The organism is Bradyrhizobium sp. HKCCYLS3077, from assembly GCF_051167555.1.
In the GTDB taxonomy this organism is placed as follows: domain Bacteria; phylum Pseudomonadota; class Alphaproteobacteria; order Rhizobiales; family Xanthobacteraceae; genus Bradyrhizobium.
The window spans coordinates 268,175-284,269 of record NZ_JBNPTH010000006.1; the positions used below are offsets into that span (position 1 = coordinate 268,175).

General features: G+C 65.7%; 13 protein-coding genes. 12 read left to right on the top strand and 1 reads right to left on the bottom strand.

The features are described from left to right. The first annotated feature begins 140 nt into the window (after positions 1-140). The 7 genes from ACQR0Z_RS24600 (at position 141) to ACQR0Z_RS24630 (ending at position 9,803) form a co-directional block, all read left to right on the top strand. Positions 141-1,340, top strand: coding sequence for a TrmJ/YjtD family RNA methyltransferase (locus ACQR0Z_RS24600; protein ID WP_434920353.1), 1,200 nt, complete (start codon positions 141-143; stop codon positions 1,338-1,340). A 218-nt stretch (positions 1,341-1,558) separates the two neighbouring features. Continuing rightward, a complete protein-coding gene (locus tag ACQR0Z_RS24605; protein WP_434920354.1) occupies positions 1,559-2,389 on the top strand; it encodes a tetratricopeptide repeat protein in 831 nt (276 codons plus the stop codon). Between the two features lie 280 nt (positions 2,390-2,669). Further along, complete coding sequence (locus ACQR0Z_RS24610) at positions 2,670-4,382, top strand: C2 family cysteine protease (protein WP_434920355.1); 1,713 nt, start codon at positions 2,670-2,672, stop codon at positions 4,380-4,382. Positions 4,383-4,736: 354 nt separating this feature from the next. Continuing rightward, complete coding sequence (locus ACQR0Z_RS24615; protein ID WP_434920356.1) at positions 4,737-6,854, top strand: type I secretion system permease/ATPase; 2,118 nt, start codon at positions 4,737-4,739, stop codon at positions 6,852-6,854. 10 nt (positions 6,855-6,864) lie between these two features. Beyond that, entirely contained in the window at positions 6,865-8,283 is a 1,419-nt protein-coding gene (locus ACQR0Z_RS24620; protein WP_434920357.1) for an HlyD family type I secretion periplasmic adaptor subunit, read from the top strand. Positions 8,284-8,436: 153 nt separating this feature from the next. Continuing rightward, the gene (locus ACQR0Z_RS24625) at positions 8,437-9,555 is read left to right on the top strand and encodes a DUF2336 domain-containing protein (RefSeq protein WP_434920358.1); all 1,119 of its coding nucleotides are present in this window, start codon (positions 8,437-8,439) and stop codon (positions 9,553-9,555) included. Positions 9,556-9,581: 26 nt separating this feature from the next. Then, positions 9,582-9,803 carry a hypothetical protein gene (locus tag ACQR0Z_RS24630; protein ID WP_434920359.1) on the top strand — a complete coding sequence of 74 codons (222 nt, stop codon included), beginning with the start codon at positions 9,582-9,584 and terminating at the stop codon, positions 9,801-9,803. 230 nt (positions 9,804-10,033) lie between these two features. Here ACQR0Z_RS24630 and ACQR0Z_RS24635 read toward each other — a convergent pair whose 3' ends face one another. Beyond that, positions 10,034-10,726: a TetR/AcrR family transcriptional regulator gene (locus ACQR0Z_RS24635; protein WP_434875408.1), complete on the bottom strand. Its 693-nt coding sequence runs from the start codon at positions 10,724-10,726 to the stop codon at positions 10,034-10,036. A 248-nt stretch (positions 10,727-10,974) separates the two neighbouring features. Here ACQR0Z_RS24635 and ACQR0Z_RS24640 point away from each other — a divergent pair, with 248 nt between their 5' ends. The 5 genes from ACQR0Z_RS24640 to ntrB all read left to right on the top strand — a co-directional run bounded on the left by ACQR0Z_RS24640 (position 10,975) and on the right by ntrB (position 16,084). Then, entirely contained in the window at positions 10,975-11,517 is a 543-nt protein-coding gene (locus ACQR0Z_RS24640) for an OsmC family protein (protein WP_434920360.1), read from the top strand. Between the two features lie 29 nt (positions 11,518-11,546). Continuing rightward, complete coding sequence (locus ACQR0Z_RS24645) at positions 11,547-12,668, top strand: acyl-CoA dehydrogenase family protein (RefSeq protein WP_434920361.1); 1,122 nt, start codon at positions 11,547-11,549, stop codon at positions 12,666-12,668. A 49-nt stretch (positions 12,669-12,717) separates the two neighbouring features. Then, positions 12,718-13,593 carry a sulfurtransferase gene (locus tag ACQR0Z_RS24650; RefSeq protein ID WP_434920362.1) on the top strand — a complete coding sequence of 292 codons (876 nt, stop codon included), beginning with the start codon at positions 12,718-12,720 and terminating at the stop codon, positions 13,591-13,593. 96 nt (positions 13,594-13,689) lie between these two features. After that, a complete protein-coding gene (locus ACQR0Z_RS24655) occupies positions 13,690-15,072 on the top strand; it encodes a CmpA/NrtA family ABC transporter substrate-binding protein (RefSeq protein WP_434920363.1) in 1,383 nt (460 codons plus the stop codon). 172 nt (positions 15,073-15,244) lie between these two features. Next, complete coding sequence (gene ntrB / locus ACQR0Z_RS24660; protein ID WP_434920364.1) at positions 15,245-16,084, top strand: nitrate ABC transporter permease; 840 nt, start codon at positions 15,245-15,247, stop codon at positions 16,082-16,084. Positions 16,085-16,095: the final 11 nt, after the last annotated feature.

Sequence of the window (16,095 nt, forward strand, 5' to 3'; positions counted from 1 at the left end):
CGGTCGCCTGCCATTTCGAGCAAACTGCAAAATTCCGGCTTAAGCCGATTATTTTGCTTGAGAATTCTTGTCCGCCGGGCCAACGGAGCGGGCAGGGCGCCGCAGCGGCGCTCATCTGACATGGAAGTTGAGGACCGATCGTGTCGGGGACCGACAAGACCAAGGCAGGAATTGAGATCGCAGGACCGGTGGTGATCCTGGTCGAGCCGCAGCTCGGCGAGAACATCGGCATGGCCGCGCGCGCGATGGGCAATTTCGCGCTGACCGAGCTGCGCCTGGTCAACCCGCGCGACGGCTGGCCGAACATCGCCGCCCAGCGGGCGGCGGCCGGGGCCGACCATATCATCGACCATGTCCGGCTGTTCGATACGCTGCCGGAGGCGATCGCCGACCTCGACCTGGTGTTCGCGACGACGGCGCGCTCCCACGACCAGGCCAAGCCGGTGATGGGGCCGGAGGCGGCCGCGAAGGAAATGCAGGGCCAGATCGCCGCCGGCGGCCGGGCCGGCATCCTGTTCGGCCGCGAACGGTCCGGGCTGACCAATGAGGAGGTCGCCCGCGCCAACCGCATCATCACCTATCCGGTCAATCCGGGCTTCGCCTCGCTCAACCTCGCCCAGGCCGTGCTGCTGATGGGCTATGAATGGTTCAAGCTGGTCACATCAGGCGCGCTGCCGTTTGCGATGCCCGAGCGCTCCGAGCGCGCCACCCAGGAGCAGCTGGAGGCGTTCTTCGAGAACCTCGTGCGCGAGCTCGACCGGGTCGAATTCCTGCGCCCGGCCGAGAAGCGCGAGACCATGCTGGTGAATTTGCGCAACATCTTCTTCCGGATGGAGCCGACGAAGCAGGACATGCATACGCTCCACGGCGTGATCATGGCGATCGCCGAGGGGCGGAAGGGTCCGGCCAAGGGCGGCGTGCTCGACAGCACGCAGGCGACGCGGCTGCGCGCGCTGATCGCCGAGCAGGGTACGGTCGCCAATCTGCCGGATTCGCGGGGATCGCTGCGCGGGCTGGCGCGGCTGCTCCGCCGCAATCCGACCGACGCCGAGCGCGCGCTGTGGCACGCGCTGTCCCGCGACCGCCGCTTCGCCGGCCAGTTCAAGCGCCAGACCCCGGTCGGCCGCCACATCCCGGATTTCGTCTCCTTCATCCATCGCCTCGCGATCGAACTCGTGGGCACCGACGAGAGCGAAGGCGTGGTGGCGGACCGCGCGCAGCGCAAGGCGTGGCTGGAGAGCCGCGACTATCGCGTGACCGAAGTGCGGACGGCGGACGTCGAGGCGGACCTGGAGGCCGAGCTGGTCAGGCTGCAGGCGCTGATTGCCGAGGCGAAGTAGCTGATCGTGTTTTCGCTTGGGTCTTGCCCGGCAGAATCGATCGCCTGTCCGCCTGCGACCCCACAACGATGACGGATCATCATCTCGCTGCGAACGGACGACTCCGCGAAGCCGTTAACACCGGCTGAACGATGATCCGTGAATGCAATTACCGATTGTGGTTCGTCTCGTCGGCCCAGGTAACATCCCCGTACCACAACAACAACAGGGGGACACACATGGCGATACGACGATGGTGCCTGCTCATAGGTCAGGCGCTGGTCATCTGTCTGATCTTCAACTTATCAGCGAACGCAGCTGCAGCGCGGTGCACGAACCGAGCGAACGTCGATTCGCGCATTGCCGGCTGCACGATCATGATCGAGCAGAGCAGGTCGGCGGCCGCGCAACTGATCAAGGCTCGTCTGGCGCGCGCCGGCGCTTATTTCAACAAGGGCGATCTGGATCATGCGATCGATGACTACAAGCAGGTGATCGCCGCTGCCTCGATCGATCCGCTCTCCGCCTTCAATCGCGTGACACACGATCTGCGCAGCCACGAGCCGCTAGCCTTGTCCGGCTCGGATCAGGCGTTGCGACGCGACAGCGACCGTGCGCGCGCCTATCGCGGGCTGGGCATCGCAAGCTTTCAGGCCGGCCTGCTGGAGCAGTCGCAAGACGGATTCAGGCGGCTCAGCGCGATCGATCCCGGCAATGCCGACACCGCCCTGTGGCTCGATCTGGCGCGCCGGCGCGCTGGCCATGCCAGCGAACTCGCCAGCCAGGCGAGGCGGCTCGATATGCGCCATTGGCCCGCGCCGCTCTTGCGTCTGTATCTCGGGGAGGAAACGGTCGATGGTGTGCTTGCGGCAGCCGACCGCGGCGGGGGCGCGACACGCCGGCTGCGGCGCTGTGAGGCAAGCTTCTTTGCCGGCGAGCTGATGCTGCAGCAGAACCGCGAAGCGGCAGCCATCAGGTTGATTGACCGGGCACTTGCCGAATGCCCGCCGGGGTCCGACATGCGATCCGTTGCGGGCGCGGAAGCGCGCGTTCTCAGCGTCGTACCTTGAACTGGATGGTGCAGAGCAGCCTCGGCGCGCGAATGCTCATGGCTGGCGTCGCGCGCTCGAGCACGCCCAACGCACCCGGTACTAATACGGTCTCCGTATCATTTGCCGCCGATCCGTAAACTCCTACCGGGCGAACGGCCGTGGGATACAGCTGATCGCGACAAATTTCTAAAACTTGAACGGATCGCGCAGCTTTGCCGCAAGGCCTGATGCGAACGATGGCGGGACGATCGCGAAGGCGGTCACGACAAGTGCCATCGTTCACGGAGAGCCTCGACCAATGCCGATCCTGCCGCAGGGCCTACGCAAGCCGCAGACCGACCAGACCAGCGACCCGACCGGATTGTTCGAGACCGACACCTGGTTCATACCCGACCTGACCAAGCCGTGGCTGTTCACTCAGGCCCCCGCGGCGGCAGCCGCGCCACCTCCGGCGCCGGCTGCGGATCCGTCGGCCGCGATTGCGCTGTATGGCAATTTCTGCAGCGTCGCCGCGACCGTCACCACCACGTCCAGCACGACCAAGAGCGTCACGACTCCGACGATCAGCACGACTGCCGCTGCGGCGACCACCGCGACCAAGAGCACCGTGCCGGCCTGGGTGAACACGCTCACCAACGCCCAGATCAAGGCCGACATGACGGCCGCGATCACCAACGGCACGGTCACCTATGCCGGCCTGCTCAAGGTCTTCACCGATGTCGACGCGACGCTGGCCGCGACCAAGACCAAGCTGAGCGCCAGCCAGTTCGCCGATCTCAAGACGATCGCGGCAAACCTGAACAACGGCGTGTCGACGTCGAGCTATCTGACCTATGTCACGCAGGCATTCGTCAACGGCAACGCCGCCAACGCGACCTGGACCGGCGGCGCCGCGAGCTCGGTTGCGCTGGGCAATCTCGCGACCGGCTCGACCGAGCTGCAGTTCGCCGAGCTGATCGGCAAGTGGTTCCTCGGCACCGATCTGCCGTCGTCGAAGGTCATCCTCGGCAGCACCCAGTTCTCGGTGTCCTACTCGAACTCGGCCAAGCCGCTGTTCTCGGCCGCCGGCGCCAGCATGAACGACATCAACCAGGGCTATCTGGGCGACTGCTACCTGCTCGCCGGCCTCGCCGAAGTGGCCTACAAGGAGCAGTCGGTCATCTCATCGATGTTCACGAGCAACGGCAACGGCACCTATGGCGTGCGCTTCTACGTGAACGGCACCGCGCGCTACGTCACGGTCAATACCGCGCTCGCCAACGGCGGCACCATCTTCAACAATGGCGGCAGCGCGATCTGGGCGAGCCTCGCCGAGAAGGCCTATGCCGAGCTGCAGGCCAGCGGCGTCTACACCGGAAATTCGGTCAATTACGGCAATTCCTACACCACGATCGGCAATGGCGGCGCCCCGCAGATCGCGCTGGAGGCGATCACCGGCGCGACCCAGATCACTGACTTCCGCGCGATGGGCGGCTCATGGGGCAAGGTGGTCTATAATTCGTCGTTCGGCGTGACCAACTATACCACCGGCAATTCGACCTCCGGCGTGCTGGCGACGATTGCGGCCAGCCTCGCCGCCGGCGACGACGTCATCCTGTCGTCCTACACCAACGCCAAGGACTCGACCGGCAAGACGACCCTGGTCGCCAATCACGCGATGTCGATCTACGGCTACAACAGCGCCACCGGCATGCTGCAGGTTCGCAACCCCTGGGGCTCGGCGGCCGGGCAGTATTGGCAGACCACGTTCGAGGTCAGCCTCGCGACGTTGCTTGCGGCCGGCGATACGATCACCATCGACAATGTCGGCGACGCCAAGAAGCTCGCGGCGAGCACCACCACGACGTCGTCGGGGCTGAAGCTCGTCTCCGACGCCAACGACCTCTCTGCGGCCGCATCCGGCTTCGTCCAGGCGATCGCCTCGCTCACGGACGGTGGCTCGTCGAACGTGGCGTTCACGCAAGGCCAGACCCTGCAGCAGCGCACGCTGGCGATGCCGATGGCGGCGTGATCCGCCGAAGGCAACCCCAGTCTCCGTCATTCCGGGGCATTCGCGCGCGAAATGGCAAAGCCATTTTGTGCGCGAATGAGCCCGGAATCCATAATCACAGAACGGTGTCGTGGAGCGAGATGCCCACCACGAGTGTGCCTCAAAGCCGCTCCCTGTGGGTATGGGTTCCGGGCTCGCGTTGCGCGCGCCCGGAACGACGCCAGACGTGATCTGCATGGGGAGATGACCAGGTCTTGCCGGCCCGTAGCGCCACGGATGCGTGCAGTCCCCGTTAAGCATCCGACTTAACGCCACGCGAACGCAGGTCCCGGAGGCTTGCGGCGGGGATGTCGGACCGAGAGGCGGGATCAGTCGATGCAGGCGTGTACGGATCAGGGCGCATGGGCGCTGGCGCTGTCGCTGCATCTGCTCGGCATCGTCGCCGATCCCGGGCGCATCCAGCACGAGGCCGGCCGCAGCGATGCGCTCTCCATCGATGATCTCCTGCGCGCGACTGCGCGCTTTCCGGTCAAGGCCAGGCTGATCACGTCCAAAGTTGCGCGGTTGAAGTCCACGCCGCTGCCGACGGTGGCCGTGCTCAGGGATGGCGGCTTTGCGGTGATCGGCAAGGTGACCGAGACCGGCGTGTTGATCCAGGGGCTCGCCGATGCCGGACCGCGCCTGCTGAGCTTTGTCGAGTTCGAAGCCGTCTGGTCCGGCCAACTCATCCTGATCGCCAAGCGCGCGGAGCTCTCCGACACGGCGCGCCGGTTCAATTTCGGCTGGTTCGTCGCTGCTATCGGCAAATACCGCCGCATCCTGATCGAGGTGCTGCTGGCGTCGTTCGTGATCCAGCTGTTCGGCCTGGCGACGCCGATGATCTTCCAGGTCGTGATCGACAAGGTGCTGGTGCATCGTGGACTGTCGACCTTGGAGGTGATGGTCGCGGGCCTCGCGCTGATCGCGCTGTTCGAGGCCGTGCTGTCCGGCCTGCGCACCTATCTGTTCACGCACACCTCCAACCGCATCGACGTCGAGCTCGGCGCGCGGCTGTTCCGGCACCTGATGCGGCTGCCGCTGGCCTATTTCGAGAGCCGCCGCGTCGGCGACAGCGTCGCGCGGGTGCGCGAGCTCGAGACCATCCGGCAGTTCATCACCTCGTCCTCGATCACGCTGGTGCTCGATCTCGCCTTCGCCGCCGTCTTCATCGGCGTGATGTTCCTGTACAGCTCGACCCTGGCGTGGATCGTCTGCGGCACGCTGCCGGTTTATGCGCTGCTGTCGCTGGCGACGACGCCGGCGTTCCGCACCCGGCTCGACGAGAAATTCCGCCGCAGCGCCGAGAACCAGGCCTTCCTGGTCGAGAGCGTCACCGGCGTCGAGACCATCAAGGCGATGGCCGTCGAGCCGCTGATGCAGCGGCGCTGGGAGGAGCAGCTCGCGAGCTATGTCGGGGCCTCATTCTCGGCTGCGCAGATCGGAAATTGGGCGAGCCAGGCCGCGGGCCTGCTCAACAAGGGCATCGGCGCGCTGACGCTCTTTGTTGGCGCCGGGCTCGTGATCGCCAACAAGATGACGGTGGGCGAGCTCGTCGCTTTCAATATGCTGGCCAACCAGGTGTCGGGTCCGGTGTTGCGGCTGGCCCAGGTCTGGCAGGATTTCCACCAAGTGCGCCTGTCGGTGGAGCGGCTCGGCGACATCCTCAACACGCCGGTGGAGGCGAAGAGCGGCGGCGCCGAGCAGAACCTGCCGCCGCTGGACGGTGCGATCGAGTTCGAGCGCGTCACCTTCCGCTATGGCCTCAACACCCAGCCGGTGCTGCGCGAGGTCTCTCTCAAGATCGGGGCAGGGCAGGTGGTCGGCATCGTCGGCCCCTCCGGCTCCGGCAAGAGCACGATCGCCAAGCTGGCGCAGCGGCTGTATCAGCCGGAAGCCGGCCGCGTGCTGGTCGACGGCATCGACACCGCGGTGCTCGATCCGTCCTGGCTGCGGCGGCAGATCGGCGTCGTGTTGCAGGAGAACGTGCTGTTCAACCGTTCGGTCCGCGACAACATCGCGCTCGCCGATCCCGCGCTTCCGATGGAGAAGATCGTGGAGGCGGCGAAGCTCGCCGGCGCGCACGAGTTCATCTGCCGGATGCCGCAGGGCTATGACACCGTGATCGGCGAGCGCGGCGTGTCGCTGTCCGGCGGCCAGCGCCAGCGCATCGCGATCGCGCGCGCGCTGGTGGGCGATCCCCGCATTCTCATCTTCGACGAGGCGACGTCGGCGCTCGACTACGAATCCGAAAGCATCATCCAGGCCAACATGCGCGACATCGTACGCGGCCGCACCGTGCTAATCATCGCGCACCGGCTGTCGACGGTGCGCAGCGCCGACCGCATCCTGACCATCGAGAACGGCGTCATCGTCGAGGACGGCACGCATGAGCAGCTGGTGGCCGGCGGCGGCCGCTATGCGACCCTGCACCGAATCCAGTCCGCGGGCCGCTGAGGAGAGGGCGATGAGCACACCTGCAAGCCTCCTGCGTGGCTTCTCGTTCGGCGGCAAGACCTCTGAACAGGAGTTTCTGCCCGCGGCCCTCGAAATCACCGAGACGCCGCCCAATCCGCTCGGGCGCATTACCGCGCTGGCGCTGTGCACCGTCACCTTCGCCGCGCTCGGCTGGGCCGTGCTCGGCAAGGTCGACATCGTCGCCGTCGCCAGCGGCAAGGTGATCTCGCATACCCGCACGCAGGTGGTGCAGCCGTTCGAGACCGCGAGCGTCAAGGCGGTGCTGGTGCAGCCCGGCCAGCGCGTGCGCGCCGGCGATGCGCTGATCGAGCTCGACAAGACGGCGGTGACGGCGGAGGCCGACCGCGCCCGCAGCGATTTGATCGCGAGCCTGCTCGACGAGGTCCGGCTGGCGGCGTTTCTCGATGGTGTGAAGAGTGGACCGTTCGAACTGGTGGTCGGCGCCGAGCCGCTCGACCGCGCCCGCGCCCAGGCGCAGCTCACCGCGCAGGTTGCGATGCGCGCCAGCCAACTGGCGGCGCTGGCGCAGGAGCGCGCCCAGCATGTCGCCGAGCGCGAGGCGTTGCAGCAGACGGTCGCCAAATATGAGCAGACGCTGCCGATGGTGACGCAGCGCGCGGACATCCGCATCAAGGCCAGCGAGATCGGCAACGCCTCGATCATCGCGCGGCTGGAGAGCCAGCAGCTTCTGGTGGAGACCCGCGCGGAGCTCGAGATCAACAAGGCCAAGATCATTGCGCTCGATGCGACCATCGCCGGCCTCGATCAGAAGATCGCCGCCACCGAGGCCGACATGCGCGACAAGGCGATGCGCGATCTCGCGACCGCGCGCGAGCGCGCCCGCGCCGCCGGCGAAGCGCTGACCAAGGCCACCCGCCGCGCCGAGTTGCAGACCCTGCGCGCGCCGATCGACGGCACCGTGCAGCAGATGCACGTCGCAGCGGCCGGAGCCGTGGTGACCCCGGCGCAGCAGCTGCTGTCGGTCGTGCCCGATGACGACCGGATCGAGGTCGAGGCCGTGGTCGAGAATCGCGACGTCGGCTTCGTCGAGGCCGGCCAGCGCGTCGAGCTGAAGGTCGACGCCTTCCCGTTCACGCGCTATGGCCTGCTCGGCGGCAGGGTGACCTCGGTCGATCGCGATGCCGAGGCCGCTCCGGTCAATTCCAGCAGCGTGCAGGGCGCCGAGCGGCAGGCCGACCAGACCGACCGCGTCGAGGCCAGCGAGCGGCTGCGCTACATGGTCCACATCGCGCTTGATCGCGCGACCCTCGACGTCGATGGCCGCGCGGCGGCGCTGGTGCCGGGCATGTCGGTCAAGGCCGAGATCCTGACCGGCAAGCGGCGCATCATCGATTTCCTGCTGGCGCCCTTGCGCGAGCATGTCCACGACGCCATGCGTGAGCGCTGAGCCTGCGGCCGAGCCGTCATGCTTAATGCGCCCCGGCGTATTTGAGCAAAAATGCCCGGTCAAATCTGCCGGGCATCGCTTACGGAACGCTCGTGCTTTGACGGTATCGTTGGCAGCATACCTTTCCTCATTGCGGCGTGACGGCTCATCATCATGAACGAGACCAAATCGGTATTGCGCGACCTCGAACACGCGATTGCGCGTGGCACGGCCGACAGCCGCGAGCGGGCGCTGTGGCATGCGACCGATCTGCTGCTCGCCGGCCGCTATTGCGAGGAGGAGATCTCGACCTTCGGCGAGGTGATCGGCCGGCTCGCGGACGAGATCGAGGTCGAGGCGCGCGCCAAGCTCGCCGATCGTCTCGCCAGGATCGAGTATTCGCCGGCCAGCGTCATTCGCAAGCTCGCCTTCGATGACGAGATCTGGGTCGCCGGCCCGGTGCTGCGCGAGTCCGAACGGCTCGATGACGCCGCGCTGGTCGAGAATGCCACCACCAAAAGCCAGGCGCATCTGCTCGCCATCGCCGAGCGCAAGTCGCTGAGCCCCGAGGTGACCGACGTGCTGGCGCGGCGCGGCGACCGCGAGGTCGCCACCGCAGTGGCGCGTAACCACGGCGCCCAGTTCTCAGGCTCGGGCTTCCTGCACATGGTCAAGCGGGCAGAGAACGATTCCATCCTGGCGGAGCATCTCGGCCGCCGCCTCGACATCCCGCGGCATCTGTTCCAGCAACTGATCGCGAAAGCGTCAGACGATGTCGGCAAGCGGCTGGCCAGCGAGCGCCCGGAGTTGTTGGGCGAGATCGAGAGCTCGGTCGCCAACATCGCCGGCGATCTGCAATCGAAGTTCGGACCCGGCTCGCGCAACTACTTCGTCGCCAAGCGCACCGTGACGATCCAGCACCGCCTCGGCAATCTGCAGGAGAGCACCATCGCCGGCTATGCGACCGCGCACAAGGTCGACGAGGTCACGATCGGCCTGTCGCTGCTGTCGGGCCTGCCGGTCGACGTCGTCGACCGTGCGCTGTTCGACCGCAACCGTGAGATGCTGCTGATGCTGGCCAAGGCGCTCGGTTTTTCGTGGGACACGATGATGGCGCTCGCTTTCCTCGGCGCCCGCGAGCACAAGATGACGGCCGGCGAGCTGGACGACCTGGAGCGCGACTACATCCGGCTTCAGACCCAGACGTCGCGCAGCGTGCTCGAATTCTACCAGACGCGAAAGAATGCCGGAAAATCCGGCGTCAAGCATGCGCCACGGGCCGTGGCGCATTGAGGCCCAAGCGAGAGAGGTGACCGCGGATGAATGGCATGGGACTTCATCTCCACAGCGGGCGAGGGCACGGTGGCCGCGACGCCGTGGACCGCGCCGCGGTCGATGCCGCCTGGCACGTACTCGAAGCCGCCAATGAGCTCGGCGACGAAGCCACCGTCGCCGCCTGCCGCCGCATCATCGATGCGAGCCTCAACGGGGTAGGGGCAGATCAGGCCGATTTGCAGCGCGTGGCGGATTACTTCCGCTAGGTCTCGCCTCGGGGCTTCCCTAAACGGCCGGACCCGCGCGGCCCCACGATCCGCGTAAGCAAGGCACGATCTCGCCTCGTCATTGCGAGCGCAGCGAAGCAATCCAGGGTGGTGAGCGGGACTCTGGATTGCTTCGCTGCGCTCGCAATGACGCGCCGAAATAGCTCTCCTCAAACGAACAGCTCGTAGCCGAGATAAAAGCGTGACGTAGCGGCTACGTTGAGATTGGCTCACACCGCCGCAAGCTGCGGATCCGCTTTTCCAGCGCGCCTGGCCGTCTTGTGCTTCGCCGGCTCGAACAATGCGCTCGCCGCGATTCCCGCCGTATCGGCGACATCAGGATTGCGCGACACCATGGCGGCGACGATCGCGCCGTCGATCAGCAGCGCCAGCTGATGCGCAAAACTCTCCGGCTCCGCCGCGCCCATTTCGCGCGCGAGCTTTTCGATGTGTGCCAGCACCACCTTCTTGTGCCGCAGCGCAATGGTGCGGAACTGCTTCTGGTCCTTGTCGTGCTCGCCGACCGCATTGATGAAGGGGCAGCCGTAGAACCGCTCCTCGCTGAACCAGCTCTTCAGCGCCGGGAAGATGCGCGCGAGCTTGGTCTCGGCGTCACCGCCGCCGCTCTCCATCGCGCCGATGAACCATTCCCGCCACTGCCTGCCTTCGCTTTCGAGCACGGCGGTGACCAGCGCGGTCTTCGATCCGAACAGTTTGTACAGCGTGGTCTTCGCCGTGCCGGCCTCGCTGATGATGGCATCGATGCCGGTGGCGTTGATGCCGTTCTTGCAGAACAGATGCGTCGCCGCGCCGAGCAGGCGGCCGCGCGCCGACTCGTCATCACCAGCGGCGATCGGTCGCGCGACCGCCTGCTTCTTGGCTGAGTGTTTGCCCGCGGCCGGCTTGATCTCTTTCTTGCCCATGCGCGCAAGCTTATGCGCTGTGCGCGTGAGTCAGCAAGGCCGCTGATGCGGATGAGGCAGCGCTGCGCTCAATTTCATCGCTGATGGCAGCACTCTGCATGGCGCTTGGGCAGGCGAGGGCGCGCCAGATCCCGCCATCTTCTTCTAAGCCGCGAGGATCATTCCGCCTTTTGATTTCCCTGGTCCCTGGCACGCTTCGTGCAGGAAACAGACCGTTCGGTATCCTCGATCCCAGGGAGAGAAAAGAGATGACCGCTGTGGTTCAGAAGACGGCGCTGACGGGCTGCCTCGCACCTATCGACAAAGGCGGGCTCGAACAGCTCATCGCCAACGGCAAGGCCAACCCCAAGGTCATCAAGACCCTGAAGTGCAAGACCGTCGCGGAGGGCAAGTTCCGCCATGCCAACTACATCCGCAACCTCGCGCCCTATATCGTCGACGAGCCGCCGGGGCTGCTGGGCGACGACACCGCGCCGAATCCGTCGGAAGCTTCGCTCGCCGCGCTCGGCTCGTGCCTCGCGGTCGGCCTGCACGCCAATGCCGTGCATCGCGGCTGGATCGTCAACAAGCTCGAGCTGGAGCTCGAAGGCGATCTCAACATCACCGCGGTCTGGGGCACGGGCGACGTCTCCGAGAAGCCGGTCGGCTTCACCGATGTGCGCGTCAAGGTCGACATGGAGTGTGAGGGCATCTCCAAGGACGAGGTCCAGGCGCTGATCGATCACGTCAAGAAGTGGTCGCCGGTCGCCAACACCTTCACGCGGCCGGTCAATCTCGACGTCGGGATCTGAGCTGACCACGCGCAGCGGAGGGCGTCATCATGGGTTCACTCGGACAGCATCTGGCGGTCGACCGTGCGGGCGTGATGCCCGTGCCGTCGACCGTGGAGCAGGTGGCGGCGATCGCGCGCAACGAGCTCGCGCCGCTGGCCTCTGGCATCGACGCCGGCACGGTGTACCCGGCTGACGTGCTCCGCCGCTTCGGCGAGGTTGGCGCTTGGGGCAGCCATGTGCCGGAAGATGGCGCAGCCGATCTCAACTGCGCCATCGGCTCCATCGCGGCGATCGGCGAGGTCTGCGGCGCCTCCGCCTTCATGGCGTGGTGCCAGAACACGTTGGTCTGGTACATCGCCAATTCGAGCAATGCGGCGCTGAAGGATCGTCTGCTCGACGATGCCGCCAGCGGCAAGCTGCTCGGCGGCACCGGGCTCTCGAATCCGATGAAGAGCTTCTTCGGTATCGAGAAGCTCAAGCTGAAGGGGCGGAAGGTCGAGGGCGGCTATGTCGTGCGCGGCGCGCTGCCCTGGGTCTCCAACCTCGGGCCGGACCACATGTTCGGCACGATCTTCGAACGCGAGGATGCGCCCGGCGAGATCGTGATGTTCGTCGCCGACTGCGCTGATCCGGCGGTCACCTTGCAGCCGTGCCAGCCGTTCCTCGCCATGGATGGTACCGGCACCTACGGCATCCAGTTCCGCGATTTGTTCGTGCCGGATGAACTCATCCTCGCCGATCCCGCCGGTCCCTTCGTCAAGAAGATCCGTGCCGGCTTCATCCTGCTGCAGGCCGGCATGGCGCTCGGCTTGATCAAGGACTGCATCAAGATCATGCAGGAGGTCGAGGCGCCGCTCGGCCACGTCAACCGCTATCTGCCGCAACAGCCGGTCGACTTCAGCGCGCTCGCCGACGAGCTCGCGAAGGAGACTGCTGTACTCGCCAGCGATCCCTACAACACCGACGAGACCTACTGGCGCAAGGTGGTCGCGCTCCGCCTGCGGGCGGGCGAGGCCAGCGTCGCTGCCGCTCACGCCGCGATGCTCCATTGCGGGGCGCGCGGCTACATCAAGGGCAATCGCGCCGAACGTCGCCTGCGCGAGGCCTATTTCGTCGCGATCGTCACCCCCGCGACCAAGCAGCTCCGCAAGATGCTCGCCGACGGCTGACGCCGGCGAGAACGGCAAACAACGAAGTTTAGACCAGGAGAGGCCTGCCATGACGGACGTACTGATTACTGCCGGCGAACTCGCTGACTTCATCAAGACAGAGCCGTGTGTCGTCATCGACACCCGCAATCCCGATGCCTACGCTGCGGGCCATCTTCCCGGCGCCGTCAACGTCCATGAAATTTTCACCTATCTCTCGACCTCGACGCCCGAAGGCATCGAGGAGCTGAAGACGAAGTTCGCCGACGCGTTCGGCGCCGCCGGCCTGTCGGGTGCCGAGACCGCCGTGGTCTACGAGCAGTCGATGAACTCCGGTTTCGGTCAGTCTTGCCGCGGCTACTTCCTGCTCACCATGCTCGGCTATCCCAAGGTCAAGGTGCTGCACGGCGGCTACGACGCCTGGGCCGCGGCAGGCCTGCCGGTCACCACCGACGTGCCGTCGCCGGCCAAGGCCTCGTTCAAGATCGTGCCGGAGGCGGGCGCCATCCTGATCGACGCGAAGGCCATGCTCGCCGCCGTCGGCAATCCGGCGATCGCGATCCTCGACGTCCGCGACGTCGACGAGTGGATCGGCGATTCCTCCTCGCCCTACGGCAAGGACTTCTGTCCGCGCAAGGGCCGCATCCCCGGCGCCGTCTGGCTCGAATGGTACCGCATGATGAAGCCGACCGGCGAAGGCCCGCGCTTCAAGTCGAAGGACGAGATCCTCGCCGAATGCGCCACCGTCGGCATCACCCAGGACACGCCGGTCTATCTCTACTGCTTCAAGGGCGCGCGCGCGTCGAACACGTTCCTGGCGCTGAAGAACGCCGGCGTGAAGGATGTGCGGATGTATTTCGGCTCGTGGAACGAGTGGTCGCGCGATCCATCGCTGCCGATCGAGGAAGGTCTGCCGATGCCGGCTCTGACCAGCAAAGCGGCATAGAAGCTGCATGAGATGCACGTCCGGCCGCTGAAAAACGCGGCCGGATGAGCAGTTTGAAGGCGCTGATAGCGCAGGTGTGACAAAGGGGCGCAGCACATGTCGATTTTCGATGATCCGTTCGATGCCGAGTCTCGCGTGAATGCCGGTTGTATCTGCGGCCAGCATCGCAGCCCGGCCGAACACGAGCACGCCATGGCGCTGCGCTGTGAGCCGGTGGTGGACTCCACTGAGAAGCAGTACGAGAACGTGGTCGCTTCGGCCGTGCTGCGCGCCGTGTTCCCCGAGGTTGCCACGCGCCGCGCGTTCCTGAAGACGGTCGGCGCAGCCACTGCGCTTGCGGCTGTTTCTCAGTTCTTCCCACTGAAGACGGCGACAGAAGCGTTCGCGCAGTCCGGCACGCCCGAGAAGAAGGATCTCAAGGTCGGCTTCATCCCGATCACCTGCGCGACGCCGATCATCATGGCCGCGCCGCTCGGCTTCTATGCCAAGGCTGGCCTGAACGTCGAGGTGGTCAAGACCGCCGGCTGGGCCGTGATCCGCGACAAGACCATCAACAAGGAATACGACGCCGCGCACATGCTGGCGCCGATGCCGATCGCGATCTCGCTGGGCCTCGGGGCGCAGCCGATCCCGTTCACCGTGCCCGCGATCGAGAACATCAACGGGCAGGGCATCGTGCTGTCGATGAAGCACAAGGACAAGCGCGACCCGAAGGACTGGAAGGGCATGAAGTTCGCCATTCCGTTCGACTATTCGATGCACAATTATCTGCTGCGCTACTATCTCGCGGAGCACGGCATCGATCCCGATACCGACGTGCAGCTTCGCTCGGTGCCGCCGCCGGAAATGGTCGCCAATCTCCGCGCCGACAACATCGACGGCTTCCTCGCCCCCGACAACATCTGCCAGCGCGCGATCTATGACGGCGTCGGCTATCTGCACATCCTGTCGAAGGAGATCTGGGATGGCCATCCCTGCTGCAGTTTCGCCGCCAGCCGCGAGTTCATCACGACGGCGCCGAACAGCTTTGCCGCGCTGACCCGCGCCATCGTCGATGCGACCGCCTATGCGTCCAAGGCCGAGAACCGCAAGCAGATCGCGGAGGCGATTGCGCCGGCCAACTACATCAACGCGCCGGTGACCGTGCTAGAGCAGGTGCTGACCGGCACCTATGCCGACGGTCTCGGTGGCGTGAAGACCGACCCGAAGCGCGTCGATTTCGATCCGTTCCCCTGGCAGTCCTTCGCGGTGTGGATGCTGACCCAGATGAAGCGCTGGGGCCAGATCAAGGGCGACGTCGACTACAAGGCGGTCGCCGAACAGATCTATCTCGCTACTGACACCCGCAAGGTCATGACGGAGATGGGGCTCTCGCCGCCGAAGGATTCCTACAAGTCGTTCTCGGTGATGGGCAAGAGCTTCGATCCGACCAAGCCGGACGACTATGTCGCGAGCTTCAAGATCAAGAAGGCGTCGTGATGGTGGCAGCGCTGTCGGCCTCGCCAATGGTGTCGTCCCGGCGAACGCCGGGACCCATACGCCGTGACCTGTCGTGGGGCAGGGCTGGTGGAGAATATCTTATCCATCCATCGGATTCGGTGGTTATGGATCCCGGCGTTCGCCGCGATGACGGCGGTGGGTGGGGCGGCTGATGAGCAACTCGCTCCGGCTGCGCGCCGCCGTCGTCTCGATCGTCCTTCTCGCCGTGTTCCTCGGCGCCTGGCATCTTGCCACGCGCAGCACCGGCACGGCCGCCAACATGAGCCCGGAATACGCCAAGCTGATGGGCATGACCGCCACCCAAGGCAAGTCCGCCATGCCCGGGCCGCTCGATGTCGGCGCCAAGCTGTGGGAGCATTTGAAGCGGCCGTTCTACGACAACGGCCCCAACGACAAGGGTCTCGGCATCCAGCTCGCCTACTCGATCGGGCGTGTCATGCTGGGCTATCTGATCGCGGTCGCCATCGCGATTCCGCTCGGCTTCCTGATCGGCATGTCGCCCTTGATGAGCAAGGCACTGGATCCGTTCATCCAGATCCTCAAGCCGATCTCGCCGCTCGCCTGGATGCCGCTGGCGCTCTACACCATCAAGGATTCCAGCCTGTCGGCGATCTTCGTGATCTTCATCTGCTCGGTGTGGCCGATGCTGATCAACACCGCGTTCGGCGTCGCGAGCGTGCGCAAGGAGTGGATCAACGTCGCGCGCACCTTGGAGGTCGGGAATTTCCGGCGCGCCTTCACGGTGATCCTGCCGGCGGCGGCGCCGACGATCCTGACGGGCATGCGGATCTCGATCGGCATTGCCTGGCTCGTGATCGTCGCGGCCGAGATGCTCGTCGGCGGCACCGGCATCGGCTACTTCGTCTGGAACGAGTGGAACAACCTGTCGATCACCAATGTGATCATCGCGATCCTGCTGATCGGCGTCGTCGGCATGGTGCTGGACCAGCTCCTCGCCCGCGTGTCGCGGCTCGTGACGTTTCCGGAGTAGGGCGCATGATC